The 26,132-nt window shown below is 63.0% G+C and carries 28 protein-coding genes and 2 pseudogenes; 15 read left to right on the top strand and 15 right to left on the bottom strand.

Annotated features, from left to right (window positions below):
• Positions 1-24: 24 nt before the first annotated feature.
• The 7 genes from BPNPMPFG_RS31225 (at position 25) to BPNPMPFG_RS31195 (ending at position 4,340) form a co-directional block, all read left to right on the top strand.
• Positions 25-249, top strand: a complete 225-nt coding sequence (locus tag BPNPMPFG_RS31225) for a putative signal transducing protein (RefSeq protein ID WP_015318845.1) — start codon at positions 25-27, stop codon at positions 247-249.
• Complete coding sequence (locus BPNPMPFG_RS31220; RefSeq protein ID WP_258592393.1) at positions 249-1,049, top strand: methyltransferase; 801 nt, start codon at positions 249-251, stop codon at positions 1,047-1,049. Before BPNPMPFG_RS31225 ends, BPNPMPFG_RS31220 begins: the two co-directional genes overlap by 1 nt.
• An 80-nt stretch (positions 1,050-1,129) precedes the next feature.
• Positions 1,130-1,990: a S49 family peptidase gene (locus tag BPNPMPFG_RS31215; protein WP_258592392.1), complete on the top strand. Its 861-nt coding sequence runs from the start codon at positions 1,130-1,132 to the stop codon at positions 1,988-1,990.
• A 135-nt stretch (positions 1,991-2,125) separates the two neighbouring features.
• Complete coding sequence (locus tag BPNPMPFG_RS31210) at positions 2,126-2,311, top strand: membrane protein (protein WP_013896713.1); 186 nt, start codon at positions 2,126-2,128, stop codon at positions 2,309-2,311.
• A gap of 26 nt (positions 2,312-2,337) precedes the next feature.
• Complete coding sequence (locus tag BPNPMPFG_RS31205) at positions 2,338-3,225, top strand: 4-(cytidine 5'-diphospho)-2-C-methyl-D-erythritol kinase (protein ID WP_258592391.1); 888 nt, start codon at positions 2,338-2,340, stop codon at positions 3,223-3,225.
• A gap of 1 nt (position 3,226) precedes the next feature.
• Positions 3,227-3,769, top strand: coding sequence for a molybdenum cofactor biosynthesis protein B (gene moaB, locus BPNPMPFG_RS31200; protein WP_258592390.1), 543 nt, complete (start codon positions 3,227-3,229; stop codon positions 3,767-3,769).
• A gap of 151 nt (positions 3,770-3,920) precedes the next feature.
• Positions 3,921-4,340 (top strand): GFA family protein, encoded by a 420-nt coding sequence (locus BPNPMPFG_RS31195; RefSeq protein WP_258592389.1) that lies wholly within the window; start codon positions 3,921-3,923, stop codon positions 4,338-4,340.
• Between the two features lie 8 nt (positions 4,341-4,348).
• Here the strand turns inward: BPNPMPFG_RS31195 and BPNPMPFG_RS31190 are convergent, their stop codons facing one another.
• Entirely contained in the window at positions 4,349-5,323 is a 975-nt protein-coding gene (locus BPNPMPFG_RS31190) for a hypothetical protein (protein WP_258592388.1), read from the bottom strand.
• Between the two features lie 127 nt (positions 5,324-5,450).
• Entirely contained in the window at positions 5,451-5,975 is a 525-nt protein-coding gene (locus tag BPNPMPFG_RS31185; RefSeq protein ID WP_258592387.1) for a glycosyltransferase, read from the bottom strand.
• Between the two features lie 150 nt (positions 5,976-6,125).
• On the opposite strand from BPNPMPFG_RS31185, the gene BPNPMPFG_RS31180 reads away from it, so the two are divergent.
• From BPNPMPFG_RS31180 to BPNPMPFG_RS31170, 3 genes are all read left to right on the top strand, one after another.
• Complete coding sequence (locus BPNPMPFG_RS31180; protein ID WP_258596998.1) at positions 6,126-7,280, top strand: PA0069 family radical SAM protein; 1,155 nt, start codon at positions 6,126-6,128, stop codon at positions 7,278-7,280.
• 152 nt (positions 7,281-7,432) lie between these two features.
• A complete protein-coding gene (gene rnhB, locus BPNPMPFG_RS31175; RefSeq protein ID WP_258592386.1) occupies positions 7,433-8,128 on the top strand; it encodes a ribonuclease HII in 696 nt (231 codons plus the stop codon).
• Positions 8,129-8,337: 209 nt separating this feature from the next.
• On the top strand, positions 8,338-9,444 hold the full coding sequence (locus BPNPMPFG_RS31170; protein WP_258592385.1) for an ISAs1 family transposase: 1,107 nt from the start codon (positions 8,338-8,340) through the stop codon (positions 9,442-9,444).
• Positions 9,445-9,586: 142 nt separating this feature from the next.
• On the opposite strand, the gene BPNPMPFG_RS31165 is transcribed toward BPNPMPFG_RS31170, so the two are convergent.
• From BPNPMPFG_RS31165 to BPNPMPFG_RS31135, 7 genes are all read right to left on the bottom strand, one after another.
• Positions 9,587-10,078, bottom strand: coding sequence for a F0F1 ATP synthase subunit B (locus tag BPNPMPFG_RS31165; RefSeq protein ID WP_258592384.1), 492 nt, complete (start codon positions 10,076-10,078; stop codon positions 9,587-9,589).
• Between the two features lie 10 nt (positions 10,079-10,088).
• Entirely contained in the window at positions 10,089-10,673 is a 585-nt protein-coding gene (locus tag BPNPMPFG_RS31160; protein ID WP_258592383.1) for a F0F1 ATP synthase subunit B, read from the bottom strand.
• Positions 10,674-10,735: 62 nt separating this feature from the next.
• Complete coding sequence (locus BPNPMPFG_RS31155; RefSeq protein ID WP_010914827.1) at positions 10,736-10,960, bottom strand: F0F1 ATP synthase subunit C; 225 nt, start codon at positions 10,958-10,960, stop codon at positions 10,736-10,738.
• Between the two features lie 63 nt (positions 10,961-11,023).
• Positions 11,024-11,782 carry a F0F1 ATP synthase subunit A gene (locus tag BPNPMPFG_RS31150; RefSeq protein WP_258592382.1) on the bottom strand — a complete coding sequence of 253 codons (759 nt, stop codon included), beginning with the start codon at positions 11,780-11,782 and terminating at the stop codon, positions 11,024-11,026.
• A 69-nt stretch (positions 11,783-11,851) separates the two neighbouring features.
• Positions 11,852-12,244 (bottom strand): AtpZ/AtpI family protein, encoded by a 393-nt coding sequence (locus tag BPNPMPFG_RS31145; RefSeq protein WP_258592381.1) that lies wholly within the window; start codon positions 12,242-12,244, stop codon positions 11,852-11,854.
• Positions 12,245-12,498: 254 nt separating this feature from the next.
• Positions 12,499-13,683 carry a cell wall hydrolase gene (locus BPNPMPFG_RS31140; protein ID WP_258592380.1) on the bottom strand — a complete coding sequence of 395 codons (1,185 nt, stop codon included), beginning with the start codon at positions 13,681-13,683 and terminating at the stop codon, positions 12,499-12,501.
• 149 nt (positions 13,684-13,832) lie between these two features.
• Entirely contained in the window at positions 13,833-15,134 is a 1,302-nt protein-coding gene (locus BPNPMPFG_RS31135; protein WP_258592379.1) for an MFS transporter, read from the bottom strand.
• 126 nt (positions 15,135-15,260) lie between these two features.
• Between BPNPMPFG_RS31135 and BPNPMPFG_RS31130 the strand changes: the two genes are divergently transcribed.
• Positions 15,261-16,208 carry a LysR substrate-binding domain-containing protein gene (locus tag BPNPMPFG_RS31130; RefSeq protein WP_258592378.1) on the top strand — a complete coding sequence of 316 codons (948 nt, stop codon included), beginning with the start codon at positions 15,261-15,263 and terminating at the stop codon, positions 16,206-16,208.
• Positions 16,209-16,314: 106 nt separating this feature from the next.
• Here the strand turns inward: BPNPMPFG_RS31130 and der are convergent, their stop codons facing one another.
• On the bottom strand, positions 16,315-17,757 hold the full coding sequence (gene der / locus BPNPMPFG_RS31125; protein ID WP_258592377.1) for a ribosome biogenesis GTPase Der: 1,443 nt from the start codon (positions 17,755-17,757) through the stop codon (positions 16,315-16,317).
• The gene (locus BPNPMPFG_RS31120) at positions 17,754-18,419 is read right to left on the bottom strand and encodes a tetratricopeptide repeat protein (protein ID WP_258592376.1); all 666 of its coding nucleotides are present in this window, start codon (positions 18,417-18,419) and stop codon (positions 17,754-17,756) included. Before BPNPMPFG_RS31120 ends, der begins: the two co-directional genes overlap by 4 nt.
• A gap of 208 nt (positions 18,420-18,627) precedes the next feature.
• Between BPNPMPFG_RS31120 and BPNPMPFG_RS31115 the strand changes: the two are divergent.
• Positions 18,628-19,635: pseudogene (locus tag BPNPMPFG_RS31115) on the top strand (polysaccharide deacetylase family protein).
• 36 nt (positions 19,636-19,671) lie between these two features.
• On the opposite strand, the gene sbmA reads toward BPNPMPFG_RS31115, so the two are convergent.
• The 3 genes from sbmA to BPNPMPFG_RS31100 form a co-directional block, all read right to left on the bottom strand.
• Positions 19,672-20,931 carry a peptide antibiotic transporter SbmA gene (gene sbmA, locus BPNPMPFG_RS31110; RefSeq protein WP_258592375.1) on the bottom strand — a complete coding sequence of 420 codons (1,260 nt, stop codon included), beginning with the start codon at positions 20,929-20,931 and terminating at the stop codon, positions 19,672-19,674.
• A gap of 113 nt (positions 20,932-21,044) precedes the next feature.
• Positions 21,045-22,205, bottom strand: a complete 1,161-nt coding sequence (locus BPNPMPFG_RS31105; protein WP_258592374.1) for a YbfB/YjiJ family MFS transporter — start codon at positions 22,203-22,205, stop codon at positions 21,045-21,047.
• Between the two features lie 262 nt (positions 22,206-22,467).
• Entirely contained in the window at positions 22,468-22,692 is a 225-nt protein-coding gene (locus BPNPMPFG_RS31100; RefSeq protein ID WP_258592373.1) for a hypothetical protein, read from the bottom strand.
• Between the two features lie 95 nt (positions 22,693-22,787).
• Here BPNPMPFG_RS31100 and BPNPMPFG_RS31095 point away from each other — a divergent pair, with 95 nt between their 5' ends.
• The 3 genes and pseudogenes from BPNPMPFG_RS31095 to BPNPMPFG_RS31085 all read left to right on the top strand — a co-directional run bounded on the left by BPNPMPFG_RS31095 (position 22,788) and on the right by BPNPMPFG_RS31085 (position 25,416).
• Positions 22,788-23,786 carry a LysR substrate-binding domain-containing protein gene (locus BPNPMPFG_RS31095; protein ID WP_258592372.1) on the top strand — a complete coding sequence of 333 codons (999 nt, stop codon included), beginning with the start codon at positions 22,788-22,790 and terminating at the stop codon, positions 23,784-23,786.
• Positions 23,783-25,040, top strand: a pseudogene (locus BPNPMPFG_RS31090) (aminopeptidase). Before BPNPMPFG_RS31095 ends, BPNPMPFG_RS31090 begins: the two are co-directional and overlap by 4 nt.
• 22 nt (positions 25,041-25,062) lie before the next feature.
• Positions 25,063-25,416: a DUF488 domain-containing protein gene (locus BPNPMPFG_RS31085; RefSeq protein ID WP_258592371.1), complete on the top strand. Its 354-nt coding sequence runs from the start codon at positions 25,063-25,065 to the stop codon at positions 25,414-25,416.
• Between the two features lie 219 nt (positions 25,417-25,635).
• On the opposite strand, the gene BPNPMPFG_RS31080 is transcribed toward BPNPMPFG_RS31085, so the two are convergent.
• Entirely contained in the window at positions 25,636-25,989 is a 354-nt protein-coding gene (locus tag BPNPMPFG_RS31080) for an ArsC family reductase (protein WP_258592370.1), read from the bottom strand.
• Positions 25,990-26,132 lie beyond the last annotated feature (143 nt).

The raw sequence follows: 26,132 nt of genomic DNA, 5'->3' as shown, positions 1-26,132 counted from the left end.
GCCGCAAACTGAGAGTTTCGCCCGATGATAGAGCTCATTCGCACCAACGACGCCGTCATCATCTCCTTTGTCGAATCGCTGATGCGCGATGCCGGCATCGGCTGCTTCGTCGCCGACCAGAACATGAGCGTGCTCGACGGCTCGCTCGGCATCCTGCCGCGACGCGTCATGGTCGATGCCGACCAGGCCGACGCGGCACGGCGCATCCTGACGGATGCCGGCATCGCCAACGAGATTCGCGGAAAATAATGTCCGCCGCGCCGGCCACCCTTGCCCCGGACACGCCGGCCCACACGGTCGATGCCTTCCATCGCGGCCGATTCTGGCTCGTGCAGCCCAAGCAAGGCGGCCATCGCGCCGGCATGGATGCGATGATGCTGGCGGCGTCCGTGCCATCCTCCTTTGCCGGGCGTCTTGCCGATTTCGGCGCCGGGGCCGGGGCTGCCGGGCTGGCGGTGCTGTCGCGCTGCCCAAGTACCGAGGTCGTGCTGGTCGAGCGCGCGCCGGAAATGGCGGCCTTCGCCGCGGCCACCCTTGCCCACCCAGGCAATGCGCATCTCAGCGATCGTGCGGCAGTGCTGGTCGCCGATGTCGCGGTATCGGGCCGGGCTCGCGCGGCGGCCGGCCTCGCCGACAACGATTTCGACTTCGTCGTCATGAACCCGCCTTTCAACGCCGCACGGGACCGCGCCACGCCCGATCGCCTGAGAAAGGAAGCGCATGTCATGGAGGACGGGCTGTTCGAGAGCTGGATCCGCAGTGCCGCCGCCGTGGTCAGGCCGCGCGGCGGGCTTGCCGTGATCGCCCGGCCCGAACAGCTCGGCGCCATTCTCGACGCGATCGCCGGGCGCTTCGGCGATGCCGAGATGCTCGCCGTCCACCCTCGTCCCGACGCGGCGGCGATCCGTATCGTGGTGCGGGCAGCACTCGGGGCGCGGGGGAAACTCGCCATCCGCCCTCCCTTGATGCTTCACGCGCAAACGGGCGATGGCCCTGATGAGCGCAGCGAAATGATCACCAACGGCCTCGCCTCGCTGTTTAGAGACTGAGCTATTCTTGGCCCTCCACATTGCCGTTGGCCGGGAAATCCCTACATGCCTGCAACCCACCGACCGGAGACCGCGCCCTCGTGAAACGACTTTTCAACCGACTGCTGCCGAAATCCTGGCGCTCCACCGTCGTCACCATTCCGGTCATCCGGCTGCACGGCACGATCATGTCGGGCGGCCAGTTCCGGCAGAACCTGTCGCTGGCTTCCACCGCCGGTCTCATCGAGAAGGCGTTTTCCTTCGACGCGCCGGCAGTCGCCCTCTCGATCAATTCGCCGGGCGGCTCGCCGGTACAGTCGCGGCTGATCTTCAAGCGCATCCGCGACCTGGCGACGGAAAAGAACAAAAAAGTACTGGTCTTCGTCGAGGACGTCGCGGCATCGGGCGGCTACATGATCGCGGTCGCCGGCGACGAGATCTTCGCCGATCCTTCCTCGATCGTCGGTTCGATCGGCGTGGTCTCGGCCTCGTTCGGTTTTCCGGAACTGATGAAGAAGATCGGTGTCGAGCGCCGTGTCCACACCGCCGGCCAGAACAAGGCGGTGCTCGATCCGTTCAAGCCCGAGAAGAAGGAAGACGTCGAGCGGCTGAAGGCGCTGCAGCTCGAGGTGCACGAAACCTTCATCGATCTCGTGAGGGAAAGGCGCGGCACGAAGCTGAAAGACGATCCGAACCTGTTCACCGGCCTGTTCTGGACCGGCAAGAAGGGGCTCGAACTCGGCCTGGTCGACGCGCTCGGCGACATGCGCACGGTGCTGAAAACCCGTTTTGGAGCGAAAACCCAGCTCAGGCTGATCACGGCGCCGCGCGGTTTCCTCAGCCGCTTCGGTCTTTTCGGCTCAGCTAAGGGCTTTTCGGCGCCCGATATAGCCGCGGCGGCCGCCAGCGGCGTGTTCGATGCGGCGGAAGAGCGCGCATTGTGGTCTCGGTTCGGGCTTTGAAAACCCGGCAAAACCGTCTAGCATGACTTTGTTTCATGCATGTCGTTGTCCCCAAAACCGGGGCCACTTTTGGGCGACATGCGTTAACCGACCCGACCGGCCGCCTCGCCGGCCCAGCGTGGGAGGAATTTTGACATGCCGCAGATCATTTTCTTCACCGTCGTTGGCGTCGCCGCCTATTTCGGCTACCGCACCTTCGTGCGGGAAGCCGAGCGCGTGACCGCCAAGGTGCGGCGCACCGAAAAACAGGCGGCCAACGGCGCAATGGGAACGCTGGTCAAGGATCCCAAGACCGGCGAATACCGGCTGGCCAAGGACTGAGCATCATCCCGCATACGACTGACGCCGTGGACACCGATATTGGGTCGCGAACCTGGCATGCGCACGCCAAGATCAATCTGGCGCTGCATGTCACCGGCAGGCGCCCCGATGGCTATCATCTGATCGAAAGCCTGGCGGTGTTCACGCGCTTTGGCGACCGGGTCGAGATCGCGCTCGCCGACAGCGATGATTTTACCGTGTCCGGCCGCTACGCGCCGGCCGTTCCTCTCGATGCCAGCAATCTGGTGCTCAAGGCGCGCGATGCCCTGCGAAAAGAGGCCGGGCTGGAGAGAACACCGCCGGTCGCCATCAAACTTGAAAAGAACCTGCCGGTTGCCTCCGGCGTCGGCGGCGGCTCGAGCGACGCGGCAGCCGTGCTGCGCGGGCTGGTAGAGACATGGAACTTGGGCATCGGTGGCGCCGAGCTGGCGCGGATCGGCCTTTCGCTGGGCGCCGATGTGCCGATGTGCCTGGCGGCAAGGCCGCTGGTCGCGCGCGGCATTGGTGACGAATTGTCGATAGTGCCGGATTTTTCAGCACTTGGGCTGGTGCTCGTCAATCCGGGCACGGCGGTCTCGACCGCGGACGTCTTCGCAGCGCTTTCCCGTCGCGACAATGAGCCACTGCCGCCGCTGCCGCGCAGTATCGATTTCCACAGCCTGCGCAACTGGCTGGAGATCACCCGCAACGATCTTGAGCCCGCGGCGACGGCAATGCAGCCCGCCATCGGCAGAGCGCTTTCCTGGCTCAACAAGGCTGGATCGGGATTCTCGCGGATGTCCGGATCCGGCGCGACATGCTTCGGCCTGTTCGAAACCGGCAATGTCGCTAAACGCGCCGCCGCCGATATCCGCGGCCGGCAGCCCGACTGGTTCGTCGCCGCGACGCGCAGTATGACATCGGAGGCCGACTGAGATGGCCAGAATTGACGAGAGCCGCCCTTTCATCCCAATCCGCATCGCGGTGCTGACCGTGTCAGACACGCGCAGCCTCGCCGACGACAAATCCGGCCAGACGCTGGCCGATCGCATCACCGAAGCCGGCCACATCCTTGCCGCCCGCGATATCGTCACCGACGACCGCGAGAAAATCCGCGACAAGGTGCTTGGCTGGTCGAAGGACGCGGCGATCGATGTCGTGATCACCACCGGCGGTACCGGCTTCACCGGCCGCGACGTGACGCCGGAAGCGCTGGAACCTATCTTCGAAAAGCGCATGGACGGCTTTTCGGAAGTGTTCCACCGCATCTCCTACGACAAGATCGGCACTTCGACGATCCAGAGCCGGGCGACCGGCGGCGTCGTCAACGCCACCTTCGTCTTCGTGCTGCCGGGCTCGCCCGGCGCCTGCAAGGACACCTGGGACGGCATCCTGAAGGCACAGCTCGACTACCGGCACATGCCCTGCAACTTCGTTGAGATCATGCCGCGCCTGGACGAGCATCTGCGGCGCGGCTGAACAGTTCCGCAAAGAGGAAGCAAGTCGCAGGCTATTCAAGCGAGTGACCTTGGTTTCGCCCAGCAGAGCGCTGCTTGCGCCTTCGAAGCGCCATTCCCAAGCTGATGCCCCACGAATAGTCTCAGCCACGACCTTGGCGGCGGGAAATACGATGAACGCACACTCCGGCGGATGCCATTGCGGCAATGTTCGCCTGACATTCGAGACCGGGCTCGACCCGTCGCAAATCGACGTTCGGGCCTGCCAATGCTCGTTCTGCGTCAAGCATGGTTCGCGTGCCGTTGCCGATCCGAATGGCAGACTGACCATCTCGGTCAAGGACAAGTCGCGATTGCGGACATATCGGTTCGGGCTGAGGACAGCCGATTACCTGATCTGCCGGGACTGCGGCGTCTATGTCGCCGCGATCGCTGGAGATGATCCAAGGGCGATCGTCATCCTCAACACCTTGGACGACCAAAAGTCGTTCAGTCGGGAGCCGACCCCTGTGGATTTCGACGCGGAAAGCGGAGAGCAACGCCAAGCCAGGCGTCGCGCTCGCTGGATGCCTGTCGAGATGAGCTTCGGATAGTTCCCCTTTCAGCGGATGACCGGCTCGCCATGAAAGCGTCGGCGTGACGGCGGCGATACGCCAAAGCCGACTTCCATCATAAGTCGCGGCGTGCGCGCCGGGACGGTGCCCATGTGGAAGCCAAATGGGTCCTCGACGAAGCCGAGGCCAGCGTCGCCGGTCAGCGTCACCGGGCTCTGCTCGCCATAGACATCCAGAACCTCTTGCGCGGGATGGCCGACCAGCAAGGTGAGCTGATGCTTCAGCTTGCGGCGCTTGTGACTGCCCCTGACATAGACATGCGGACCGGTGTCGGCGTCGACCGGCTGGAGATAGAAGAAGAATTTCAGCATGCGCCAGTCGTCGAGGTCGAAATGATACTTGCCGAGCGAGGCAAGGTTCTTGTCGGCATCCGAAGCGGCACCGGTCGGAAAACTCCACCAGACTCGTGTCGTGATCAGCTTCGCCTGGCCGCCGAGATAGTGCGCGGCGATGTCGAGAAGCAGCGGATCGCGCTGGATGGCGAGTGCCTCCTGGCAGTCGAGGATGCGCTCGAAAAAATGCCCGCTGAGCAGCGAGCGGCCAAAGCGCTTTTCGGCCTCGGCATGTTCACCCGGCATGAATTCGAGCCGGCGGTCGAAATTGCCGAAGCAAGGCGTGCGCCGGGCGAAACTCGCGATCTCTTGATGGATCGCCGGCGGCAGGACCAGACCTGAAAACAGCCCGTCGGACCGAAGCGCTTCGACCACCGCTTCACGGTCGACGCCGGCGAACATCGTATCCCCCGTATTGCCGGCCGGACGGGCGCGTTTCGCACCCAGCCAATGCATCCGGCGCCCAGGCATCGTGCGCGCCAGCATGAACATCGGCAGCCAGGCAGGGTTTTCGCGGAGATCCTTGAGATAGGTCGGTACGCGCACCGCGATGCGCCGCAGCAGGCTGCCGTTGCGCGCAATGGCCTCGAGACTGGCCGTGCCAGATTTGTCGGGGGGTGAAAGGTTCATCGGGTCCTCGGCTGTGAGAGCGGCACGCCCCGCTCACAATGACCCAAACCCAATGCACCCACTCCACGGGGAAATTAACCCCACGTCAAATTTTGTGCAATGCACAATAGAAGGAGCTGCAAAAAAATCACTTCGGGGAGCGGTGCGCTTGCTTCGGCGGCGCCACCCAGATTTCGGCATCGAGCCGCTTTGTCGCGAGGCCGCGCGCGATGGCCTCGGCGCTGCCGGCACTCTTCGCCGAGGCCGCGGCCTGATGCTTGCCGATCAGCAATCCGTCGGCCAAGGCGCGATTACTCGAAAAGACGCGAGCCAGGAACGGCGTGCGGCTGCCGCGTGCCCGCGAGAACCGCGCCGCCATGGTTTGCTTGGCTGTGTGGGCGACGACCGCGTCGATCCAGCCTTCCACCAGCCGCGCGCCTGGCTCCAGGAGCAGCAGCCAGTCACCCTTGGCCTGCCGGATGCCGGCAGCGATACCGTCAGTCACGTACTGACAGCCGGCATGCTCGGCAACACGATGCGTCTGGTCGGTGGAACCCGTGTCGCAGACGATCACGTCACGCACCACGCCCTCGACCGCGCCGCCAATCAGCGAGGCGAGCGTGCGGGCAAGGCCCTCCTCGTCATTGCGGGTTTCGATGAGAACGCTGAGCATCTTTAGCCGAATAGCGGAAAGCCGGACGCAGCGCCAGTTTTTGCAGCGCACCATAGAAAGTTCTTGCTTTGTTCTCATCGACAAAATAGGAATAATTTCATGAACAGAGCGATTCGACACAACTCGGACAGTCCCTGGGAGCGGGCAAAGATGGAACAGATCGTGCGCGCCGACATTGCAGCTTTCGGAGCAGGAAGAGCCGAGATGGCCAATGCGATGATCGAGCAGAGTGGCATGCGTGTCCGTCCGGACCGCAATCGCGGCAGGTCCGCAGGCATCAATCCGTCCGGCCGGTTCGAGCCGGTCAGCCGGCATGTCTTCGACGATGGCTGGAATTCGCTGGAGGAACTGCCGCCGTTCAAGACCGAGGTGCAGGTCGAGAAGCCGCGCACCATCATCACCCGCAACGAATCGCCCGACATCTCCTTCGACCGTTCCATCAACCCCTATCGTGGTTGCGAGCATGGCTGCGTCTATTGCTTTGCCCGGCCGACGCACAGCTTCATGGGCCTGTCGCCGGGTCTCGATTTCGAATCCAAGCTGTTCGCCAAGCCGGATGCGGCGCGGCTGCTCGACAGGGAGCTGTCGAAGGACGGCTACCAGCCGCGCACCATCGCCATCGGCACCAACACCGATCCCTATCAGCCGATCGAGAAGCAATACCGGATCATGCGCGAGATCCTCGAAGTGCTGGAAGCGCGCGGCCATCCGGTCGGCATTGTGACCAAGTCCGCCCTGGTGACGCGCGACATCGATATTCTGTCGCGCATGGCCGAACGCGGTCTGGCCAAGGTAGCGCTGTCGGTGACGACATTGGACCGTATGCTGGCCAGAACGATGGAGCCCCGCGCATCCACGCCGACCAAGCGGCTGGAGGCGATCAGGCAGCTTTCCGATGCCGGCATTCCGGCTTCGGTGATGGTTGCGCCAATCATCCCCGGCCTGACCGATCAGGAGATGGAACGCATTCTCGATTCGGCACGCGCCGCCGGTGCGCGCGAGGCGGGTTATGTCATACTGCGCCTGCCGCTGGAGGTCAGCCCGATCTTCAAGGACTGGCTGCTGCGTCATTATCCCGACCGCTACCGTCACGTGATGTCGCTGATCCGTTCGATGCGCGACGGCAAGGACTACGATTCGGAATGGGGCAAGCGCATGAAGGGCGCCGGTCCCTACGCGTGGCAGATCGGCCGGCGCTTCGAGATCACCGCCAAACGGCTCGGCCTCAATGTCGAACGGCGCACACTGCGGACCGATCAGTTCGTTGCCGCCGGAAAGGACCAGGTGCAGCTGACGCTGCTCTAAGAATGCAGTTCACCGCGGCGGTTTGATCTGTCGCGGCACAAGAATCCCGTCCGGCCTGCCCCGGCCTGCAGACGGTGCCCTCCCGGTCCGGCGCCCCACCCGACCCGGAGGGACTTGCGGAGAATCGGAGCCGATGCGAACCTCGCCGCAACATGGCTCGCGCGCGTTCCGATTCTCCGCTTCTCTTTGAGATCATCGAGAAACCCGACTTCTCCTTCGAGACGAAGGCGATGGCCGACGGACTGTGGCCGGTGGCGGGCATGGACGAGGCCGGCCGTGGTCCCCTGGCCGGGCCGGTGGTGGCGGCGGCGGTCGTGCTTGATCCCGCCAACATTCCAGACGGGCTCGACGATTCCAAACGCCTCAGCCATCTGCAACGCGAAGCGCTGTTCCTGCGAATCCTCGGCTCCGCGCTGGGCGTTTCGATGGCGTCCATCAGCGCCGAGGGTATCGACGGCAGCAACATCCTCAAGGCCAGCCTTGAGGCGATGCGGCGTGCGCTGGTCGGCCTGTCGATTCAACCAAAGCTCGCGCTCGCCGACGGGCGCGACGTGCCGCCTGGCCTGCCCTGTGCAGGGCGCGCGCTGATCAAGGGCGACCAGCGTTCGCAGTCGATCGCCGCCGCCTCGATCGTCGCCAAGGTGATGCGCGACCGCATGATGTGCGGCTGCGGCAACCATCACGATCGCTACGGCTTCGAAGTCCACATGGGCTACGCTACAGCCCGCCATCGCACGGCGATCGAAGCGCACGGGCCGGTAGCGCGGCTGCATCGCGTTTCGTTTGCACCGTTCCGACTTGGCGGGGTCGAAGTGGCGGAAGAAGAGAGCTTGGCCGGCTTGGATTGAGCTGAGAAGATTGGCGACAGCGGTGATCACAGCCAATCTCCCCCACGAGGCAGGGCTAATAGCATATGGGAAGCCGGGGCTTTCGCTCTACGAATACCCCCACCCCTAACCCCTCCCCACAAGGGCAGGGGAATCGCACATGAGTAGATCGGGTCACTTGCGTGGTGGAGAGAAATTGATTCTGACGGACCTCTTGAAGACAGGAGGTCATGATGGTGTTTGTGGATATATTCGACGAGGTTCCGGACCCCCGAGACTTCACGGCCCAGCACGAATTGCCAGAGATTTTGTTCGTGGCGCTGGCGGCGGTGCTTTGCGGAGCGACGCACTGCACGGAGATGGTGCTGTTTGCCAAGTCGCGGCTCGATCTGTTGCGGCAGTTCATCCCCCTCAAGCACGGCGTGCCCAGCCACGACACCTTCAGCCGGGTGCTGGCCGCACTCGATCCGGTGGCCTTCAACGCCGCCTTCATGCGCTTCATGGCCGCCTTCGGCGCACAGGCGCACATCGATGTGCCGAAAGGCCAAGTCGCCGTCGACGGCAAGAGCCTCAGGCGCGCCTACGCCAAGGGCTGCGCCCACATGCCGCCGCTGGTGGTTACAGTCTTTGCCTGCGACACCTTCATGAGCCTGGCTCAGGTCGTGGCACACAAGGGTGGCGAGGTCGAGGCTGCGATCGAGGCGCTCAAGCTGTTGTCGCTCAAGGGGTTGACCGTCACCGGCGATGCCTTGCACTGCCATCGCCGCATGACCAAGACCATCCGCGAAGGTGGCGGCAACTATGTGCTGGCCATCAAGGGCAACCAGTCGAAACTGGCAGTACAGGCCAATGCCGCCCTCGACGCGGCAGCTGCGAGCAAAAGAACCAGGTTCCATCAGGTCGACGAGGATGCCCATGGCCGCCACGAGGTGCGCCGTGCTTTCGTCGTCCCCTTCGCCCAGACGCCGGGCCAGAACGCGCTCGTCGACCTTTGCGCCGTCGGCCGTGTCGAAAGCTGGCGCACCGTCGATGGCAAGACCACCCACAAGGTCCGCTGCTATGCGTTGTCGCGCACAATGCCGGCCAAAGAACTGATCGCCTCCGTCCGCCGCCACTGGAGCATAGAGAATGAGCTGCACTGGCAACTCGACGTCCTGCTCTGCGAAGATCGCATCAGGGGTCGCAAGAACAACGCGCCGGCAAACCACGCCATACTTCGGCGCCTTACTCTCAACATCCTTAGAGCCGACCCGGAAAACATCCCGCTCAGCCACAAACGACTCAAAGCACGGTGGGCCGATCAAGACCTCATCAGCCTTATCACTCATATGCGATAGCCCTGCCCTCAAGGGGGAGGGAGACTTCCGTTGGCGCTGACCTCGGCAAATTGCCTGCCTTTCGAGGCCAAAGGAGGGTTTTCCACAACAAAAAGCCGCCAGGTTTCCCAGGCGGCTTTTTGAATTTTTGGACGCTATCGGCTCAGTTGAGCTTGGACTTCACATCCACCAGCGATGCCTTGAAGAGGTCCGCACCCGCCTTGGCGTCCATCTTGCCGGCGAGCAGCGTACGCGCTGCCTCAACGGCGATGTCGACGGCGCTGGCGCGGACTTCGCTGATGGCGTCACGCTCGGCCTGGCCGATCTTCTGTTCGGCAAGCGCGGTGCGCCTGACAACATAGTCCTCGGTCTTCTTGTGCGCATCGGCTGCAAGCATGTCGGCCTCGCGCTTGGCAGCGGCGACGATGTCGGCGGCCTCCTGCTCGGCTTCCTTGCGCTTGCGCTGATACTGGCCGAGCAGTTGCTGGGCCTCCTCACGCAGGCGGCGCGCTTCGTCAAGCTCGTTGCCGATCCTGGCGGCCCGGGCGTCGAGCGCCTTGGCGATCAGGCCAGGCACCTTGATGTAGACGGCAACGCCGAGGAAGATGACGAGGGCTATCGTGGCCCAGAGCGTTGCGAGAGATGTGGCGTCCATGATGCGCTCCTCACCGGGCCACGGATTTGACCGCGGCCGCGATCTCGGTCTTGCTGGCCTTGCCGCCGACCAATGCCTCGACGATCGCCGAAGCGGTGTCCTCGGCGATGCTGCCGACTTCCTTCATGGCGTTGGCCTTGATGGAAGAAATGCGCGCTTCGGCCTCGCCGAGCTTTGCGTCGAGCGCGGCCTCGATCTTCTTGCGTACGGTCTCGGCTTCCGCCTTGGCCGCATCGTTGGCCTGCTGGCCGATCGCGTTGGCCTTGGTCTTGGCTTCCGCCAGTTCCTGCTCGTAGGCGGCAACGGCGGCGTCGGCCTCGCCCTTCAACTTGGCGGCTTGGTCGAGGTCCTTGGTGATGCGATCGTTACGGACATCGATGATGCCCCCGACACGCGGCATCGCCACCTTCTTCAAGAAGAGGTAGAACAGCCCGAACGTGATCGCCAGCCACAGAAGTTGCGACGGAAACGTCGCAGGATCAAATGGTGGAAACGTGCCATGCGCCTCGGCAGGCACGGAAGTGCCCGAATGCGTATCGCCTCCCGCGCCGGCAGCCGGCGCGGTCTCTTCCGCAAAGGCAGATGTCACGAACATCTCATTTCCCTGTCCATCCGGCAAGGTCGCACCATGCGCCTCACTTCGTCAGCCCGTGTTTCTTACTTGAACACGAGGAGGAGAGCGATGAGGAGCGAGAAGATGCCCAGCGCTTCAGTCACGGCAAAGCCGAAGATCAGGCGGCCGAACTGGCCATCGGCAGCCGACGGATTGCGCAGCGCGCCCGAGAGATAGCTGCCGAAGATGTTGCCGAGGCCAATGCCCGCGCCACCCATGCCGAGGCAAGCGATGCCGGCGCCGATTGCTGCTGCTGCATTTACTTCCATGTCAAACTCCTTGTGGTTCCGTTTTCGTTGCAGTTTTTAGTTGGCGTTATGCGCCGGTGAAACTTAGTGACTGGGGTGCAGAGCGTCGTTGAGATACATGCAGGTCAGCACGGCAAAGACGTAGGCCTGCAGGAAGGCGACGAGCAGTTCCAGCGCCGTCAGCGCCACTGCCATGGCCAGCGGCAGCACCGAGCCCGCAATGCCGACAGCGCCGAAAGCACTAAGGCTGACGACAAATCCCGAAAACACTTTCAGCGTGATGTGACCCGCCAGCATGTTGGCGAACAGACGAACCGAGAGGCTGACCGGGCGCGACACGAAGGAAATCACCTCGATCGCCACCACAAGCGGCATCAGGTAGATAGGCACGCCTTGCGGCACGAACAGCTTAAGAAAGCCCAGACCGTGCTTCATGAAGCCGTAGACGATCACAGTCCCGATGACCAGAATGGCAAGGCCGAAGGTAACGATGATGTGGCTGGTGATGGTGAAGAAATAGGGGATCAGGCCAAGCAAATTGGCGACCAGCACGAACATGAACAGCGAGAACACAAGCGGGAAGAACTTCATGCCTTGTGTGCCGGCGGCATCGCGCAGCATGTTGCCGACGAACTCATAGGCCATTTCGGAGACCGACTGGAGGCGTCCGGGAACGAGGCTGCGGCTCGAGGTGGTGAGATAGAGGAAAGCCGCCGCGACGATCACGGTCGCGACCATGAACAATGCCGAATTCGTGAAGGACAGATCATAGCCGCCGATATTGATCGGAATCAGCTTGATGATATGGAACTGGTGGATCGGATCGACCTTGTCAGCAGCCACTTTATATCCCCATCAAAGCCGAATGCGGCTTGAGTGTCCTGTTCATCGCGCTGCGAGCAGCGCTTTGGTTCATTCTTTCGGATCGCGCGGCTTGCCGCCCTGTCCGAATTCCGCCACGGCGCCCGCCGAGCGCAGGACATTGAGCACGCCGGCGCCAAATCCCAGCATCAGACCCACGATCAGACCCCATGGCGATGTTCCCGCCACACGGTCCAAAAACCAGCCAAGCCCCACGCCCACCACTATCCCGGCGATAAATTCGCTGGACAGCTTGAGCGCCTGGCCATATCCGGCCGCCGCTTTCGCGTCGTCTTTCCCCTCAAGCCGGTCCGGCCGCCTTGTCGCAAGCGATGCTTCAAGATCACGCCGGCGGCGCTCGAGATCGTCGTCGCGGATGTCGGTTTCATGCTGCTTGCCGCGGCCGGATTCTCCGGTTCCGTCTGGCCCCTTCTTGTCGGCCATCGCAACCCCCTGCCCGGTCAGACCGTCACCGTCCGTCCGCTTCTAAAGTCGCCGGCAACATAGTTAGAGGGTTTGCGCCAGTCAAGCCACGGGCGGAAGTTCATTGCCATGTATTTTAGGTAGCAAAATCAACTGGTTATAAAGGTGCGACATCGTGCCCGCCACGATGACCGGGATGCGCTGCGCGAATCCCCGCGGCAATGGCTCTTCGATCGACCGCGTGCGGCGCGAAAAGACCGGCAATCGTTCGGCGTTCAGCTCCAGCCGCCGCCATAGGTACGATAGAAGATATGCAGGCCGATCTTGGTCATCTTCTGCATGGTGCGCGCCCAGCCGGGATGGACATATTGGGCGTAGTAGTGGGTCGACGATCCGACCTCCGGGATGAAGATCTTGCCGGCGGTGACAGCCATGGCGATATCCTGCGCGGTCTTGTAGGCGGCAGGACTGTCAATGCGCTTCTTCCTGCCATCGCAAGCGAAGGAGAACTGGCAACGGTTGAACCAGCTGTCGTTCTGGTAGACGACGCCGCAGATCGAATTCGGGTAGGCCGGGTTGCGGACGCGGTTGAGGATGACCTGGGCGACGGCGGCCTGACCGCGCACGGATTCGCTTCTCGCCTCGAAATAGATGCCATTGGCCAGGCATGCCTGCTCCTTCTTGGAGAAGACACTCGCGGGCAGCGGGTTCTGGATCCACGAATGATCGCCCTTGGTCATCGGCGGAATGAAGCGGCCGTCATTGGGCTGCTCGTCCTGAAGCAGCGCCTCGAAGGGTGAGGCCTTGGCATAGTCGGGCTCGGCCTGCGCATAGGCGGTCGCCAGCACATCGGGATGGTCATTGTTGACCAGCGCGGCAAGCATGGCCGGCACGCCGGGATCCGGCTTCTTGTCCTCACGCGCATGGAACGCCGCCGCGATCTGGATTTCCTTGCCTTTGATCTGCGGCTTGGCAAAGGCCATCTTCAGATCGCTGTCCATGCCGCGCCGCAGCAGGAAAGAGGTGCGCTCGAAGATCGACCCGGCATTGAAGTTCTTGGGAGGCGCGACCGGAGACATCTGGACGATGCGCCCCTTCTTGTCGGCGCGCACGATGCGATCCTCGTCGGGCGTGCCTCTGACCTTGCCGCCCTTGCCGCGAAACGAGACCGCGCCGATGCCAGCCAGATGGACGCCCGATCCGGAGATCGAACCGGTGACATCGGAATCGACGAACGGCATCTCGGCCGCATGGGTCGAGCCGGCGACGGATTTCTCGACATAGGAGTTCCAGCGGGTGTTCGATGCTTCGAGGCCGGAAACAAGGCTCGTCATGTCCTGGTAGGCGGCGATGGTCGGAAAGCCGATCCAGATGCCGAGACCGATGACCAACGGGGGCAGAAAGCCACGTCTTTTCTCACCGGCGGCGGCAACAAGCCGCTTCAACACACGTCGATGCACGGAACTCTCTCCAGGAACGCTACTGACCCCACTGGAGAGCAAAATGATGCATTAACCTTGATGGGACGTTAACGACTTCGATCGCGTTTTCTCAGTCGGCTCAAGGTCGTGGTTTCGAAGTCGGGCGGTTTTGCGGCGGGCATGTGAATTCAGGCCGGCCGCAGGAAGATCGGCCAGGCGATCAGCGCACAGATGGCAGCCACCAGCCAGACGCCCGTCCATGATCCGACAACCAGAAGCCCGGGGATGGCGATCGGCACCAGGAAGAAGGAGACAAAGACAAAACTGTTGGCGAGACCGAGCGCCGTCCCCGCGTTGCTGGCCCCGGCAAGCGTGGCAAGCTCGGTGTAGGCGACGCCGTGCCATGCCGAGACACAGACCCCGGCGACGATCAGGGCGGCAACAGTCATTGTCGCGAGCACCGGCTGCCAGCCCGGCATGGTGGTCGCCACAAACACGAGCAGCGTGAGGGTGGCGAAAGCGACCGCGCTCAGCAGGCTGAAAAGGCGCAGGAACGAGCGACGATTGCCGTGACGGTCGGTGAAGCGGCCGCTCCAGACGCGCATGACCATAGCGCCGACCTGCACCGCTGCCAGGCTGGCGCTGATCACTGCCGTTCCCATGCCGCCGAAGTCATGCAGGAAGACGGAGGCGAAGGTGAGCACCGCCACTTGCGGGACGCAGAGCAGGCCAATGGCCATTGCAATGCGCCAGACATCTGGATTGCGCAGCGGTGTCGAGCCAGCCGACACTGTGGCGTTGCCGGCGGACGTTGCGTCTTCGCCGATCGGCGGCTGGCGCAACCAGCGCCAGGCGAAAAGCGCGGTGACGGCGGAGAATGCGGCCAGCAGGCCATAGACCGCTGCAAAACCATGTGTCGAGGCGAGCGACGGCAGAACAAGGGCGCCGAGCCCGCCGCCGAGCGGCACCGCCGTCTGCCTGATGCTCATGGCGAAGCCACGCTCGCCTTCACGGAACCAGGCCATGATGGCGCGCCCGCTTGAGCCGTTGACGCTGCCGCCGAGCAGACCGGTGACGAGTAGGGTGGCAGCCAGAGGCGCGACACCTGGAATGTATGCCGGCGACGGCACGACCATGAATGCCATGAGAAGCAGCCATGCCGCGGTGGCGCCGAGCCCGGTCAGCAGCACCCGGCGATCGCTCCAGCGATCGGTGAGCAATCCCCATGGCAGTTCGCTCAGCGCCACACCCAGGCCGAGAAGACCGAGAACCAGCCCGAGCTGGCCATTGCCGAGATGGTAGCCCGAGCGCAAAAAGACCGCCGTCGCCGGGATGCCGGAGAAGGTCGCGGAAAAACTGGCATTGGCGGCGACACCGATGCCCAGGACCTTCCAGCGATGATTGGAGCGGACAGCCGTGGCACCAGCAGCGGCCGCCTGCTGCCGAGGCTTGCCCTGGTTGCATTCCAAATCCGTAGCGACGAGCGACATGGCTGAATTTCCCTTGGAATGGCCCGACCTGCATCCGGACCTTGACGGCCTGTCTCTATCGCCATAGGTTCATGCTGAATATCAGGAAGTTTTTGACTTATTATCCCGAATATCAGGACTATAGCTATGCGACGCGTGACATTCGACCTCGACGTTCTCCGCAGTTTCGTCACCGGCATGGAACTGGGCAGCTTCGCCAAGGCGGCCGACCGGCTTGGCCGGTCGACCTCGGCGGTCAGCGCGCAATTGAAGAAACTGGAGGAGCAGGCGGCAACGCCGATCTTCCGCAAATCGGGGCGCGGCCTCGCCTTGACCGAAGCCGGCGAGACCATGCTCGGCTATGCGCGACGGCTGATCGAGCTCAATGACGAAGCGGCATCCGCCATCCATGACGTCGAACTGGAAGGCTGGGTACGGCTTGGGCTGCAGGAGGACTTCGGCGAGGCGGTGCTGCCTGAGGTGCTCGGCCGCTTCACCCGCGCCCACCCAAAGGTCAAGATCGAAGCCAGGATCGCACGCAGCCAGGACCTGGCCGAGAGGATCCTGTCAGGCAGTCTCGACATCGCGCTGGCATGGCACAATGGCGAGACCTTGCCTTACAGCGAGCTCGTCGCCGACGTACAAATGCGCTGGATCGGTCCGGCAAGGCGCATCGAGACCAGTCTGCGCGACGGCGAGCCATTGCCGCTGGTGGCGTTCGAAGCGCCATGCCTGCTGCGCACGGTGGCGACGGAAACACTCGACCGTGCCGGCCTGCCCTGGCGCATGGCTTTTTCCAGCCCGAGCCTTGGCGGCATCTGGGCGGCCGTCGCTGCTGGACTGGGGCTGACGATCCGTACCGACATCGGACTGCCGGCCAGCGTCAGCGCGATGACGCCGGAGATCGCCGGGCTGCCGGCACTGCCCAAAATGGCGTTGTTCCTGCATCGCAAGGACACTGAGCCCGAGCCGGTGGTAGCCCGCCTCGCCGACATTCTGCTGGACGCTGTGCGGCAGGCGCTGCCCGAAAATATGCAGGATAGAGCGGTTCATCGTTTCACGGAAACGCAGAACCGCTCTATCTCTTTGTCTTGACGCAATTCCGGACGGAAAACCGCTTCACACTTTTCCTGGAATTGCTCTAACGACAACGGTTTGCGCAACGTGGCGTGATCATGGAGCGCCAGACGGGCACCAACGTTCAGCCGCGTTTCTTGGCCCTGCCGGCGAACGGATTGTCAGAGGTGCGCAGTGCAATGCGGATCGGCACGCCGGGGATATCGAAGGCTTCGCGCAGGCTGTTGGAGAGATAGCGGACGTAGGATTGCGGCATCGCATCCGGCCGCGAGCACTGGACGACGAAGCCCGGCGGCCGCGTCTTGGCCTGGGTGACGTATTTGACCTTCAGGCGGCGGCCGGCGACGGCAGGCGGCGGATGATGCGCCAGGATGCTTTCCAGCCAGCGGTTGAGCTTGCCGGTCGAGACGCGGCTGTTCCACACCTTGTGGGTCTTCAGCACCGCATCCATCAGCTTGTCGAGGCCGCGTCCGGTTTCGGCCGAGACAGGCACGGCCTGGATACCGCGCACCTGCGGCAGCAGCCGCTCGGTCTTCTCGCGCAATTCCGCCAAAAGCTCCTGCGGATGATCGATCAGGTCCCATTTGTTGAAGGCGATCACCGGCGCCCGCCCCTCGCGGATGATCAGGTCGGCGATCTGCAGATCCTGTTTCTCGAAAGGAAAGGTGGCGTCGAGCACGATGACGACGATCTCGGCAAAGCGGATGGCGCGCAGGCCATCCTGCACCGACATCACTTCCAGCTTTTCGTGGATCCTTGCCTTGCGGCGCATGCCGGCCGTGTCGAACAGTTTCAGCCGGCGGCCATGCCAGTCCCAGTCGACCGAGATCGAGTCGCGGGTGATGCCGGCTTCGGGTCCGGTCAACAGCCGCTCCTCGCCGATCAGCGCGTTGATCAACGTCGACTTGCCGGCATTCGGGCGACCGACGACGGCGATGCGCATCGGCTTGGTGTCGTCATACCAATGCACATCTTCCGCATCCGGGTCGACGATATCCTCGCCGATCAGCACCTCGCCGGCGACGGTCTCTTCGTTTTCGCCGTCTTCTTCTTCTTCGCCGAAGGCGCGTGCCTCACCAAGCGCGCCGATCACCGCGTCGCGCAGGTCGGGCATGCCCTGGCCGTGTTCGGCCGACACCGGGATCGGCTCGCCAAGGCCGAGTTCCCAGGCCTCCAGCATGCCGCCCTGGGCGCCCTTCGCCTCGGCCTTGTTGGCGACCAGCACCACCGGCTTGCCGGATTTGCGCACGATCTCGGCGAAAGTCTTGTCGTCGGGCATCAGGCCGGACTTGGCATCGACGGTGAAGAAGATCAGGTCGGCCTCGCGGATGGCGATCTCGGTCTGCGCACGCATGCGACCGGGCAAGGTCGAGGCGGCGGCATCCTCGAAGCCGGCCGTGTCGATGACGTCGAAATGCAGGTCGTAGAGCTTGGCGGCATGAACGCGGCGATCGCGGGTGACGCCGGGCGTATCGTCGACAAGCGCCAGCTTCCTTCCCACCAGCCGATTGAAAAGAGTCGATTTGCCGACGTTAGGTCTGCCGATGATGGCGACTTTGAAGGTCACGACGCACTGCCCGACCCGCGGATAAGCTCGGACATCAGGGTTGCCCGCTCGCGGGTGTTGCGCGGGGCGCCGTCATCGGCGGCGATCTGGTCGAACAGCTTCAGCGCATCCTGGGTCTTGCCTTCCTTCCAGGCGGAAAGGCCGAGCGCCTCGCGCGCCGTGTGGCGCAGCGTGTTGGCATCGGATGTAAGCGCCTCGACACGGCTGGAGACGTCGGCGAAGGAGCCATGGTCGACAAGCAGGAGCGCCGCCCTGAGGCGCGCCATGTCGCGAATGCCGGAGGGAATGGCCGTATCGGCGGCGACATCGTCGAAATCCTTGACGGCGGCGGCAACGTCGCCCTTGCTGGCCTTGACGGTCGCCGCACGCATGCGGGCAAGCAGCGGATAGGCGCCGTAGCCATCCTTCTCCAGTTGATCGAGCGCGGTCAGCGCTTCGTCGCTCTTGCCGTCATTGGCAAGTTTCAGCGCTTGCGAGAACGCATCGCCCGAGCGGTTGGCGCGCGTCTCGTCCCAATAGCGATAGCCGACGAAGGCGGCGGTGCCGAGCACCACGAAGATCGCAATAACGATCAAGGCGGGACCGAAACGGTCCCATAGCGCATGCGCCTGTTCGCGACGGATCTCGTCGTTGACTTCACGGATAAAACTGTCGTCGGACATCAATCAAAACCATTCCTGCCCTCTCGGGCTTTTGTCAGCCCGCGTTTTAGCGAAATTTTGTCGGCATGGAAGGGGTTTCACCGGAAAATCGCCTATTCCCAGGGCAGACGGCCGAAAAGGTCAATCGCACCCACGCCACATTTGGGCGATAGCCGGCTTGCAGACGTCCCCCGAGTAAAGAGCAGCCCGAGTTTAATTAAGATTGCCGATGCTTAGTCCGTTCCGCGTTGTTGCGTTTTCCCTCGCCTCGCTTGCCACCGCCGGCGTGGCTTTGGCCGATCCGCCGGCGCCACCAACGCTGGCGAAGCCCAAGCAGGTCGTCATCATCTCGTTCGACAGCGCCCGCGACATTTCGCAGTGGAAGCGCAGCCGGGCACTGGCGCAGCGCACCGGCGCGCATTTCACCTACTTCCTGTCCTGCGTGTTCCTGCTGTCACAGGAAACGCGAAAGGAATACACGCCGCCAGGCAAGACATCAGGCAAATCCAACATCGGCTTTGCCGCCTCCAAGCAGGAAGTCACCGAGCGGCTGGAGCAGATCAGCCTTGCTGTGCATGAGGGCCACGACATCGCCAGCCACGCCTGCGGCCATTTTGACGGCAAGGATTGGAGCAAGGCCGACTGGCTGAGCGAGTTCGGTTCGTTCGAGCACATTCTCGATAACGCCTATGCGATCAACGGCATCGCACCCGAACCCAGGGGCTGGCGCGATTTCGCACGGCATGCGGTGGTCGGGTTCCGCGCGCCATACCTATCGACGAACAAGGCGCTCTACTAGGCGCTGCCGGCGGCCGGCTATCAATTCGATGCGAGCGGCGTCTCCCAGGGCCCTGCCCGGCCGGCGACCGGCAACGGCATCATGCGCTTTTCACTGCCGCAGATTCCGGAGGGGCCGAAATCAAGGCCGGTGATCGCCATGGACTACAATCTCTATGTCAGACACTCCGGCGGTTTCGAGCGGCCAAGCCAGGCCGACGCGTTCGCCAACCGGACCTATGACGCCTTCCGCGCCGCCTTCGACGCGCAATATCAGGGCAAGCGCACTCCGCTGGAACTCGGCTTCCACTTCACGCTGATGAATGACGGCGCCTACTGGACCGCGTTGGAGCGCTTTGCCGGCGAGGTCTGCATCAAGGCCGATGTCGAATGCATCAGCTTTCGCGACTATGTTTCGCGGCAGGGCGCTGGCGGGACACAGGCGACGGTGGGCGGCTGAGCCGCCAACCAGGTTGGCTTTCCAAACCTCAGCTTTTTAGGCCGGGTCCTCGGCGCTCTGCCGCTCCAGGTAGCGTTGATCGATAGCCGGCAACGGCTCGCCTTGCAGTGTCGCTTCGAAGGCGCGCAGGCGTTTGTGGACCGATTGCAGCTCAACGATGGTCGACCAGGAGGTGAGCAGAAACTGCAGTGAGCCCGTCACTTTGCCGAAGGCGTTCGAGATCTGGTTCAGTGCGCCGAAGGTGATCTTGTGCGCCACCAGCGACGGACCCAGGATCAACAGCGAGAAGATGTTGTCAGCCTGCAGATACGTATACCGGACCACGTTGAAATAGATGTAGTGAAAATAAAGCCTGAAATAGTTGTGACGAACATTCGCAAACAGCTCGGCGGTGGTGGCTGGCTGGGCCCTGTCCGCATGATCCTCGCCATAGACAAGTTCCTTGCGATAGGCAGCCTCGACGCGCTGGTTGCGAAACTGCAGTCCTGGAAGTTTCAGGCCGGCAATCATGACCGAGATCGTTCCGAACAGACACCAGGCGAGTGCTGCGACAACCAATGGCTGCGGAATCGCGCCGATAATCGGCAGCTCGCTGATGTGAGCCTGCAGCTGGATCATGACCGGCAGGAACGCGATCAACGTCATGATCGACTGGACGAAGCTGGAGCCGAGATCTTCCATGATCTGCGAAAACCGCATCGTGTCTTCCTGGATACGCTGCGAGGCGCCCTCGATGTGGCGTAGCCTGCCCCAGTTCTCGACGAAATAATTGTTCATCGCCGTGCGCCAGCGGAAGATCCAGTGGCTGACGATGAAGGCATTGACCACCTGCACGTTCATGCCGACCAGCGCGAGCCAAGAAAAATCGGCCAATCCGATATAGAATTCTCCGTTGGTTGACTTTCCAGTCCCCGACATCAGCCCCTGTACGTAGTCGAAGAAAGGCCCATACCAGGCATTGACGGCGACACTGACCTGCACATTGAAATAGATGAAGAACAGGATGACCGCCGTCATCAGGATCGACCAGCGCTGCCACGGATGCGGCGAATACCAGCTCCAGAACGCGTAGAAGATGGCAACGCAAAACGCGAAGTACAGATAAAACCAGAGAAACGGCTTCGACACGAGGATGGCGATGCCGATGATGGGCGGCGCACCAGCCGCGGCAGGCGGCATTCCGAAAACGGCGCCCAGTTGTTCACCACCGAAAAACCAGAACAGGATTGCCGCAAGGCTCCAGGCGGCGGCCGAAGAGAAAAACAGCTTCGGCTGCGGGAAAAAAGATACGAACACTGTGGCGAATTCCTCGATCGATGCGTAAATCAGCTGATATCAGCGGGCATAAAGTCACACATTAGGTGGAAAGAAAATGCCCGCCCGATGCCCGGCATCGAGCAAGACCACAATCATGGCGATTTTGGCGCAGCCGACCATGTGATCGCGCCGGAGACGACCAGCATGGCAGCGGCGGTGATCGAGGCGAGGAAGAAATCGCCTGACGCCTGCGCCAGCAGCCCGGCGGCGATCGGGCCGATGATCTGGCCAAGGCCGAAGGACGCCGTCATCAAGGCAAAGATGCGCCGGGGCGCCGTTGACGCCTGCCGCCGCGCGGCCTGCAGGCCAAGTGCCGTGATGGCAATGAAGGTACCGCCTAGCAGCAGGCCGCCTAGCAGCGGTCCGGTGCGCCCACCAACGGCGACGCTGGCGGTGACACCGGCAACTTCGATGAAGCATGCCAGCGCATAGGCGGCATGGAGTCCGATCCGCGCGGCGATCTTCTGCCAGAGCCAGGTCGAGGGAAAACCGGCAAGGCCGGCGACCATCCACACCATGGCCTCGAAGACGCGGCTGCCTCCGCCTTGCCGGACGATGGCGACCAGGAACGTCGCCGTCACCACATAGCCGAAACCGAACAGGCCGTAGGCGACGATGATCTTCATCAGCGACCGGTCTTTCGGCAGTGCCGGCTCCCGGCCGGCTTCGCCATGGGCGAGCGGACCCTCATCCACCAACAGCGCCACGACGACGAAACCGCAAGCCGAAATTGCCGCCGACCACAGCCAGCCCGCCGCCCAGCCGGCATGTTCGGTGACCAGCACCGCCATCATCGCAGCGGATATCGCAATACCGAGGCCGACGCCACCGAAATGCCACGCCTGCAGGTCGCTGCGGCCGGCAGCGTTTATATGGCTGAAAACGATGCTGGCCATGAACACCATGACGAAGGCGCTGGCCAGACCGGCAAGAAAGCGGATGACGAGAAAGGCGACCATGGTGTCGGACAGTCCCATCAACGCAGCAAGAACAGTGCTCGCGCCGAGACCGGCTAGCATCAGCAGGCGCTCGCGCCCATGCGCCCAGCCGCCGGCGGCGGCAAGCGCGCCGACGAGGTAGCCGAGATAGTTGGCGGAGGCGATCCATCCGGCATCGGCTGGCGACAGATGGAGTTCCTCCATCATGCCAGGCAGGATCGGCGTGTAGACGAAGCGGCCGATGCCCATGGCAACGGCCATGGCGATCATGCCGGCAACGGCGAAACGCAGTGCTGTCGAGGTGGCCGGTGTCATTGCAGCGCACAATAAATGCAGGGATCGCTGAAACAATCCGCCATCCGTTGGGCCAGCCGGTCGCGGTGCGCGGCGCTCGCCTCGACTTTTGCTCAAGCCGGAAAGCGTGACATCCACTAAGAGACTGTTTCGAAATTCGCTCTGGCGAGTCATATGGTGGTGGTTTCGAGAACCGTAGCGCAGCGGACATTTGGTCCGTGAGCAACGGAAGCGCAGAAAACGCCATCAGATGGCCGCCAGAGTAGAATTTCCAAACAGTCTCTCAGCAGCGTCCGCGGAAACCGGCATGCAATGAAGCGGTCTCATGCACCGTGCGCCGCGCCGTCAGCCTGAACGGCACATCACCAAGCTCGCGCTCCGACATGGTGTTGAGAACGGGGTGCGCGAGCGGATCGGTCAACCATCGCTGCGTCTCGCTCTCGCGGCTTGGCTCATGCGGAGCATCGGTCGCGAAAAAGACCTTCAGCGATGACAACATCCTCAGCATCTTCGGCTCCGCGGGTCTGGCTCCCCGGTTAAAGTCTGCCGTTTCGGTGTGTCTTTCAATTGAGATTTCGGCCGGATCGGTTTAGAAAAACTCAAATGGCCCTGCTCAACCGCGTCCATCTCAACGGCCTTCGCGCCGTCGAAACCGTCGCCCGTCTCGGCTCGCTCGCGGCGGCCGCCGGTGAGCTCGGCGTTTCCGTCAGTGCCGTCAGCCAACAGATAAGCCGCACCGAGAAGCAGCTCGGCCAGGCGCTGTTCGAGCGGACGGCGAACGGTCTCGTGCTGACCGAATTCGGTGCCGTCTTTTCAGCTCGCCTCGGCGTCGGGTTTCGTGAGCTTGCCCAGGCCGTGGCGCTGGCCGAAGACGCCACGCAATGCACATTGGTGGTTTCGGTGGCGCCGGCCTTTGCCTCGAAATGGCTGCTGCCGCGACTGTCGCGTCACTTCGCCCGGCATCCCAAAGTGCTGCTGCGCATCGATGCTTCGGTGCGGCTGACCGATCTCGATCACTCCGACATCGACATCGCCATCCGGCTCGGCGACGGCAAATGGCCGGGCGGGCGGGCGGAACTGCTGCTGGCCCAGGAAGTCTTCCCGGTCTGCGCCCCGGTGATCGCCCGAAAACTGAAGTCGATCGAGGACCTTGCCCAGACCTGCGCCATCACCGACGAGCGGGCGATGATCAACTGGGAAAGCTGGTTTGCCGAAGCGGGTGTCGAACCCGTCACCTTCCTGAAAGGCGCGCGCTTCACCGACCCGATGCTGTGCCTAGAATCGGCGATTGCCGGCCATGGCGTGATGCTCGGCTGGCAATTGCTCACCGCCGATGCACTGGCCGACGGGCGGCTTGTGGCGCCGTTCGGGATTCGCGCCCAGAGTGGGCTCGGCTATTGGCTGGTGACCTCCTCTGCCGAGGCTGAAAGCCGCAAGGTCCGCGACTTCAAGGTCTGGATCAAGGAAGAGATCGCGGCGACAATGGCACAGTTCGGGTCCGCCAATGCGGCCACCGCGTCCGCCGGCGCGAACACGGTGGAAAGCACCGTAGCGCCGCTCTATGTTGCATCGGACATCAAACTACGGCAGGCAGGATCATGACCACACATTCGCGCGGCGTTTCCGCATCGATCGACCCGGTGAAGCTCGACAGACTGGCGGAGGTCGCCATCAAGGTCGGGCTGCAGTTGCAGCCAGGACAGGATCTGGTGCTGACATCATCGATCGCGGCGCTGCCGCTGACCAGGCGCATCGTCGAGCACGCCTACAAGGCCGGCGCCGGCCTGGTGACGCCGATCTTCAACGATGATGAGATGACGCTTGCGCGCTACCGCTTCGGCGCCGATGCCAGTTTCGACCGTGCCGCCGGCTGGCTCTATGAAGGCATGGCGAAAGCCTTCGCCAACAATGCGGCGCGGCTTGCCGTGCGCGGCGAGGACCCGTCGCTGTTGTCGGAGCAGGACCCGACGAAAGTGGCGCGCGCCAACAAGGCCAATTCGATGGCCTACCAGCCGGCGCTGGAAAAGATCACCGGCTTCGACATCAACTGGAACATCGTCGCCTATCCGGATCTCGCCTGGGCCAGGCAGGTTTTCCCGGATGATGCCGACGATCTTGCGGTGGCCAAGCTCGCCGACGCCATCTTCGCCGCGTCGCGGGTAGATGTCGAAGACCCGATCGGCAACTGGAAGGCGCACAATGCAGCACTTCGCAGCCGCACCGAATGGCTCAACGGCCACAATTTCCACGCGCTGCACTTCACAGGGCCGGGCACCGACCTGACCGTCGGGCTGGCGGACGGCCATGAATGGATGGGCGGCGCCTCGACCGCCAAGAACGGCATCACCTGCAATCCCAACATCCCGACCGAGGAAGTCTTCACCACGCCGCATGCAAGGCGCGTCGAGGGCCATGTCTCCTCGACCAAGCCGCTGTCCTACCAGGGCACGTTGATCGACGAGATTTCTGTGCGTTTCGAGGAGGGCCGCATCGTCGAGGCCAAGGCTTCGAAGGGCGAGGACGTGCTGAAGAAGGTGCTCGACACCGACGAGGGCGCGCGCCGTCTCGGCGAGGTGGCGCTGGTGCCGCATTCCTCGCCGATCTCGGCCAGCGGCCTGCTGTTCTTCAACACGCTGTTCGACGAGAACGCCGCCTGCCACATCGCGCTCGGCCAGTGCTATGTCGAAATGCTTCGTCGACGGCGCCTCGCTCAGCCAGGACGAGATCGCCGCACGAGGCGGCAACAAGAGTTTCATCCACATCGATTGGATGATCGGCTCGGACAAGATCGACATTGACGGCGTCCACAAGGACGGCGCCCGCGTGCCTGTCATGCGCAAGGGCGAGTGGGCCTGACAGCACGTTTGGGGCGGGTCCGATGGCCTTCGACCTGGTGGTCAAGCGGATTTACGAGGCACCGGCGCCTGGTGACGGGCAAAGGGTTCTGGTCGATCGGATCTGGCCACGCGGGGTCCGCAAGCAAGAGGCCGCGCTGGCGCTGTGGCTGAAGGAGATAGCGCCGAGCGATGAGTTGCGCGGGTGGTTCGGCCATGAGCCGGCGCGCTGGGCGGAGTTTCAGAAGCGATATCGCGCCGAACTGGACGGGAACGAAGAGGCAGTCGGGCAATTGCGCAGCCTGCTTAGCGAAGGTCACGTGACGCTGCTCTACGGCGCTCATGATGAAGCGCACAACAATGCGGTGGCGCTGGCGGCTTATTTGCGCGGGGGTTGAGAGCTTCGGATTTTCGCAGGCAGGCGGGACAGCGCCCCCCTCTGGCCTGCCGGCCATCTCCCCCTCGAGGGGGGAGATCGGACTTCGCCGCCGCTTTCGCCAATCGCCAACGTTACAAACAGGCGACGACAATGACGCTGCCAATCTCCCCCCTTGAGGGGGAGATGTCCGGCAGGACAGAGGGGGGCGCGAAGGATCGCGGCGGGGGCGAGTTCGGCTTTACTTCCCGCCTACCGCCTCCTCATAAACATCCGGCTTGAAGCCGACGAGAATCCTGTCGCCAACTTCCAGCACCGGCCGCTTGATCATCGTCGGCTTGGCCAGCATCAGCGCCTTGGCCTTCTTCTCATCGAGCCCCAGCTTGTCCTTGTCAGCCAGTTCACGGAACGTCGTGCTCGCCTTGTTGAGCAGGATTTCCCAGCCAACCTTGCCGACCCAGCCATCCAGCCGCTTGGCGTCCAGACCCTCGGCCCTGTAGTCGTGAAACCGATAGACTGCATCATGGCCCTCCAGCCAGACGCGCGCCTTCTTGATCGTGTCGCAGGTGGTGATGCCGTACATCGTAATGGTCAAAACGCTTGCCCTTCGGACTTCGAATCTAACCCGCAGATTAAGGACGCTCGGTGCGCTTTGCCAGCGGCCTCGCCAGCGTCCCGGTGATTTTTGGCTTGCCAACACTAAGGAATTTTCCTAAGTGTTTTCGAGCCGGTTTGACG

This window comes from Mesorhizobium sp. AR07 (assembly GCF_024746815.1).
GTDB lineage: Bacteria > Pseudomonadota > Alphaproteobacteria > Rhizobiales > Rhizobiaceae > Mesorhizobium.
This window is presented reverse-complemented; position numbering and strand designations above follow the sequence as displayed.

Coding starts and splice junctions, on each gene's coding strand:
- BPNPMPFG_RS31180 (WP_258596998.1), top strand. CDS start 6,126: ATGGAACAGATCGTGCGCGCCGACATTGCAGCTTTCGGAGCAGGAAGA.
- BPNPMPFG_RS31165 (WP_258592384.1), bottom strand. CDS start 10,078: ATGGACGCCACATCTCTCGCAACGCTCTGGGCCACGATAGCCCTCGTC.
- BPNPMPFG_RS31185 (WP_258592387.1), bottom strand. CDS start 5,975: ATGCTCAGCGTTCTCATCGAAACCCGCAATGACGAGGAGGGCCTTGCC.
- BPNPMPFG_RS31190 (WP_258592388.1), bottom strand. CDS start 5,323: ATGAACCTTTCACCCCCCGACAAATCTGGCACGGCCAGTCTCGAGGCC.
- BPNPMPFG_RS31085 (WP_258592371.1), top strand. CDS start 25,063: ATGGCCTTCGACCTGGTGGTCAAGCGGATTTACGAGGCACCGGCGCCT.
- BPNPMPFG_RS31170 (WP_258592385.1), top strand. CDS start 8,338: ATGATGGTGTTTGTGGATATATTCGACGAGGTTCCGGACCCCCGAGAC.
- BPNPMPFG_RS31155 (WP_010914827.1), bottom strand. CDS start 10,960: ATGGAAGTAAATGCAGCAGCAGCAATCGGCGCCGGCATCGCTTGCCTC.
- BPNPMPFG_RS31135 (WP_258592379.1), bottom strand. CDS start 15,134: ATGTCGCTCGTCGCTACGGATTTGGAATGCAACCAGGGCAAGCCTCGG.
- BPNPMPFG_RS31130 (WP_258592378.1), top strand. CDS start 15,261: ATGCGACGCGTGACATTCGACCTCGACGTTCTCCGCAGTTTCGTCACC.
- rnhB (WP_258592386.1), top strand. CDS start 7,433: ATGGCTCGCGCGCGTTCCGATTCTCCGCTTCTCTTTGAGATCATCGAG.
- BPNPMPFG_RS31095 (WP_258592372.1), top strand. CDS start 22,788: ATGGCCCTGCTCAACCGCGTCCATCTCAACGGCCTTCGCGCCGTCGAA.
- BPNPMPFG_RS31160 (WP_258592383.1), bottom strand. CDS start 10,673: ATGTTCGTGACATCTGCCTTTGCGGAAGAGACCGCGCCGGCTGCCGGC.
- BPNPMPFG_RS31210 (WP_013896713.1), top strand. CDS start 2,126: ATGCCGCAGATCATTTTCTTCACCGTCGTTGGCGTCGCCGCCTATTTC.
- BPNPMPFG_RS31195 (WP_258592389.1), top strand. CDS start 3,921: ATGAACGCACACTCCGGCGGATGCCATTGCGGCAATGTTCGCCTGACA.
- BPNPMPFG_RS31225 (WP_015318845.1), top strand. CDS start 25: ATGATAGAGCTCATTCGCACCAACGACGCCGTCATCATCTCCTTTGTC.
- BPNPMPFG_RS31145 (WP_258592381.1), bottom strand. CDS start 12,244: ATGGCCGACAAGAAGGGGCCAGACGGAACCGGAGAATCCGGCCGCGGC.
- moaB (WP_258592390.1), top strand. CDS start 3,227: ATGGCCAGAATTGACGAGAGCCGCCCTTTCATCCCAATCCGCATCGCG.
- BPNPMPFG_RS31100 (WP_258592373.1), bottom strand. CDS start 22,692: ATGCTGAGGATGTTGTCATCGCTGAAGGTCTTTTTCGCGACCGATGCT.
- BPNPMPFG_RS31105 (WP_258592374.1), bottom strand. CDS start 22,205: ATGACACCGGCCACCTCGACAGCACTGCGTTTCGCCGTTGCCGGCATG.
- BPNPMPFG_RS31220 (WP_258592393.1), top strand. CDS start 249: ATGTCCGCCGCGCCGGCCACCCTTGCCCCGGACACGCCGGCCCACACG.
- BPNPMPFG_RS31120 (WP_258592376.1), bottom strand. CDS start 18,419: ATGTCCGACGACAGTTTTATCCGTGAAGTCAACGACGAGATCCGTCGC.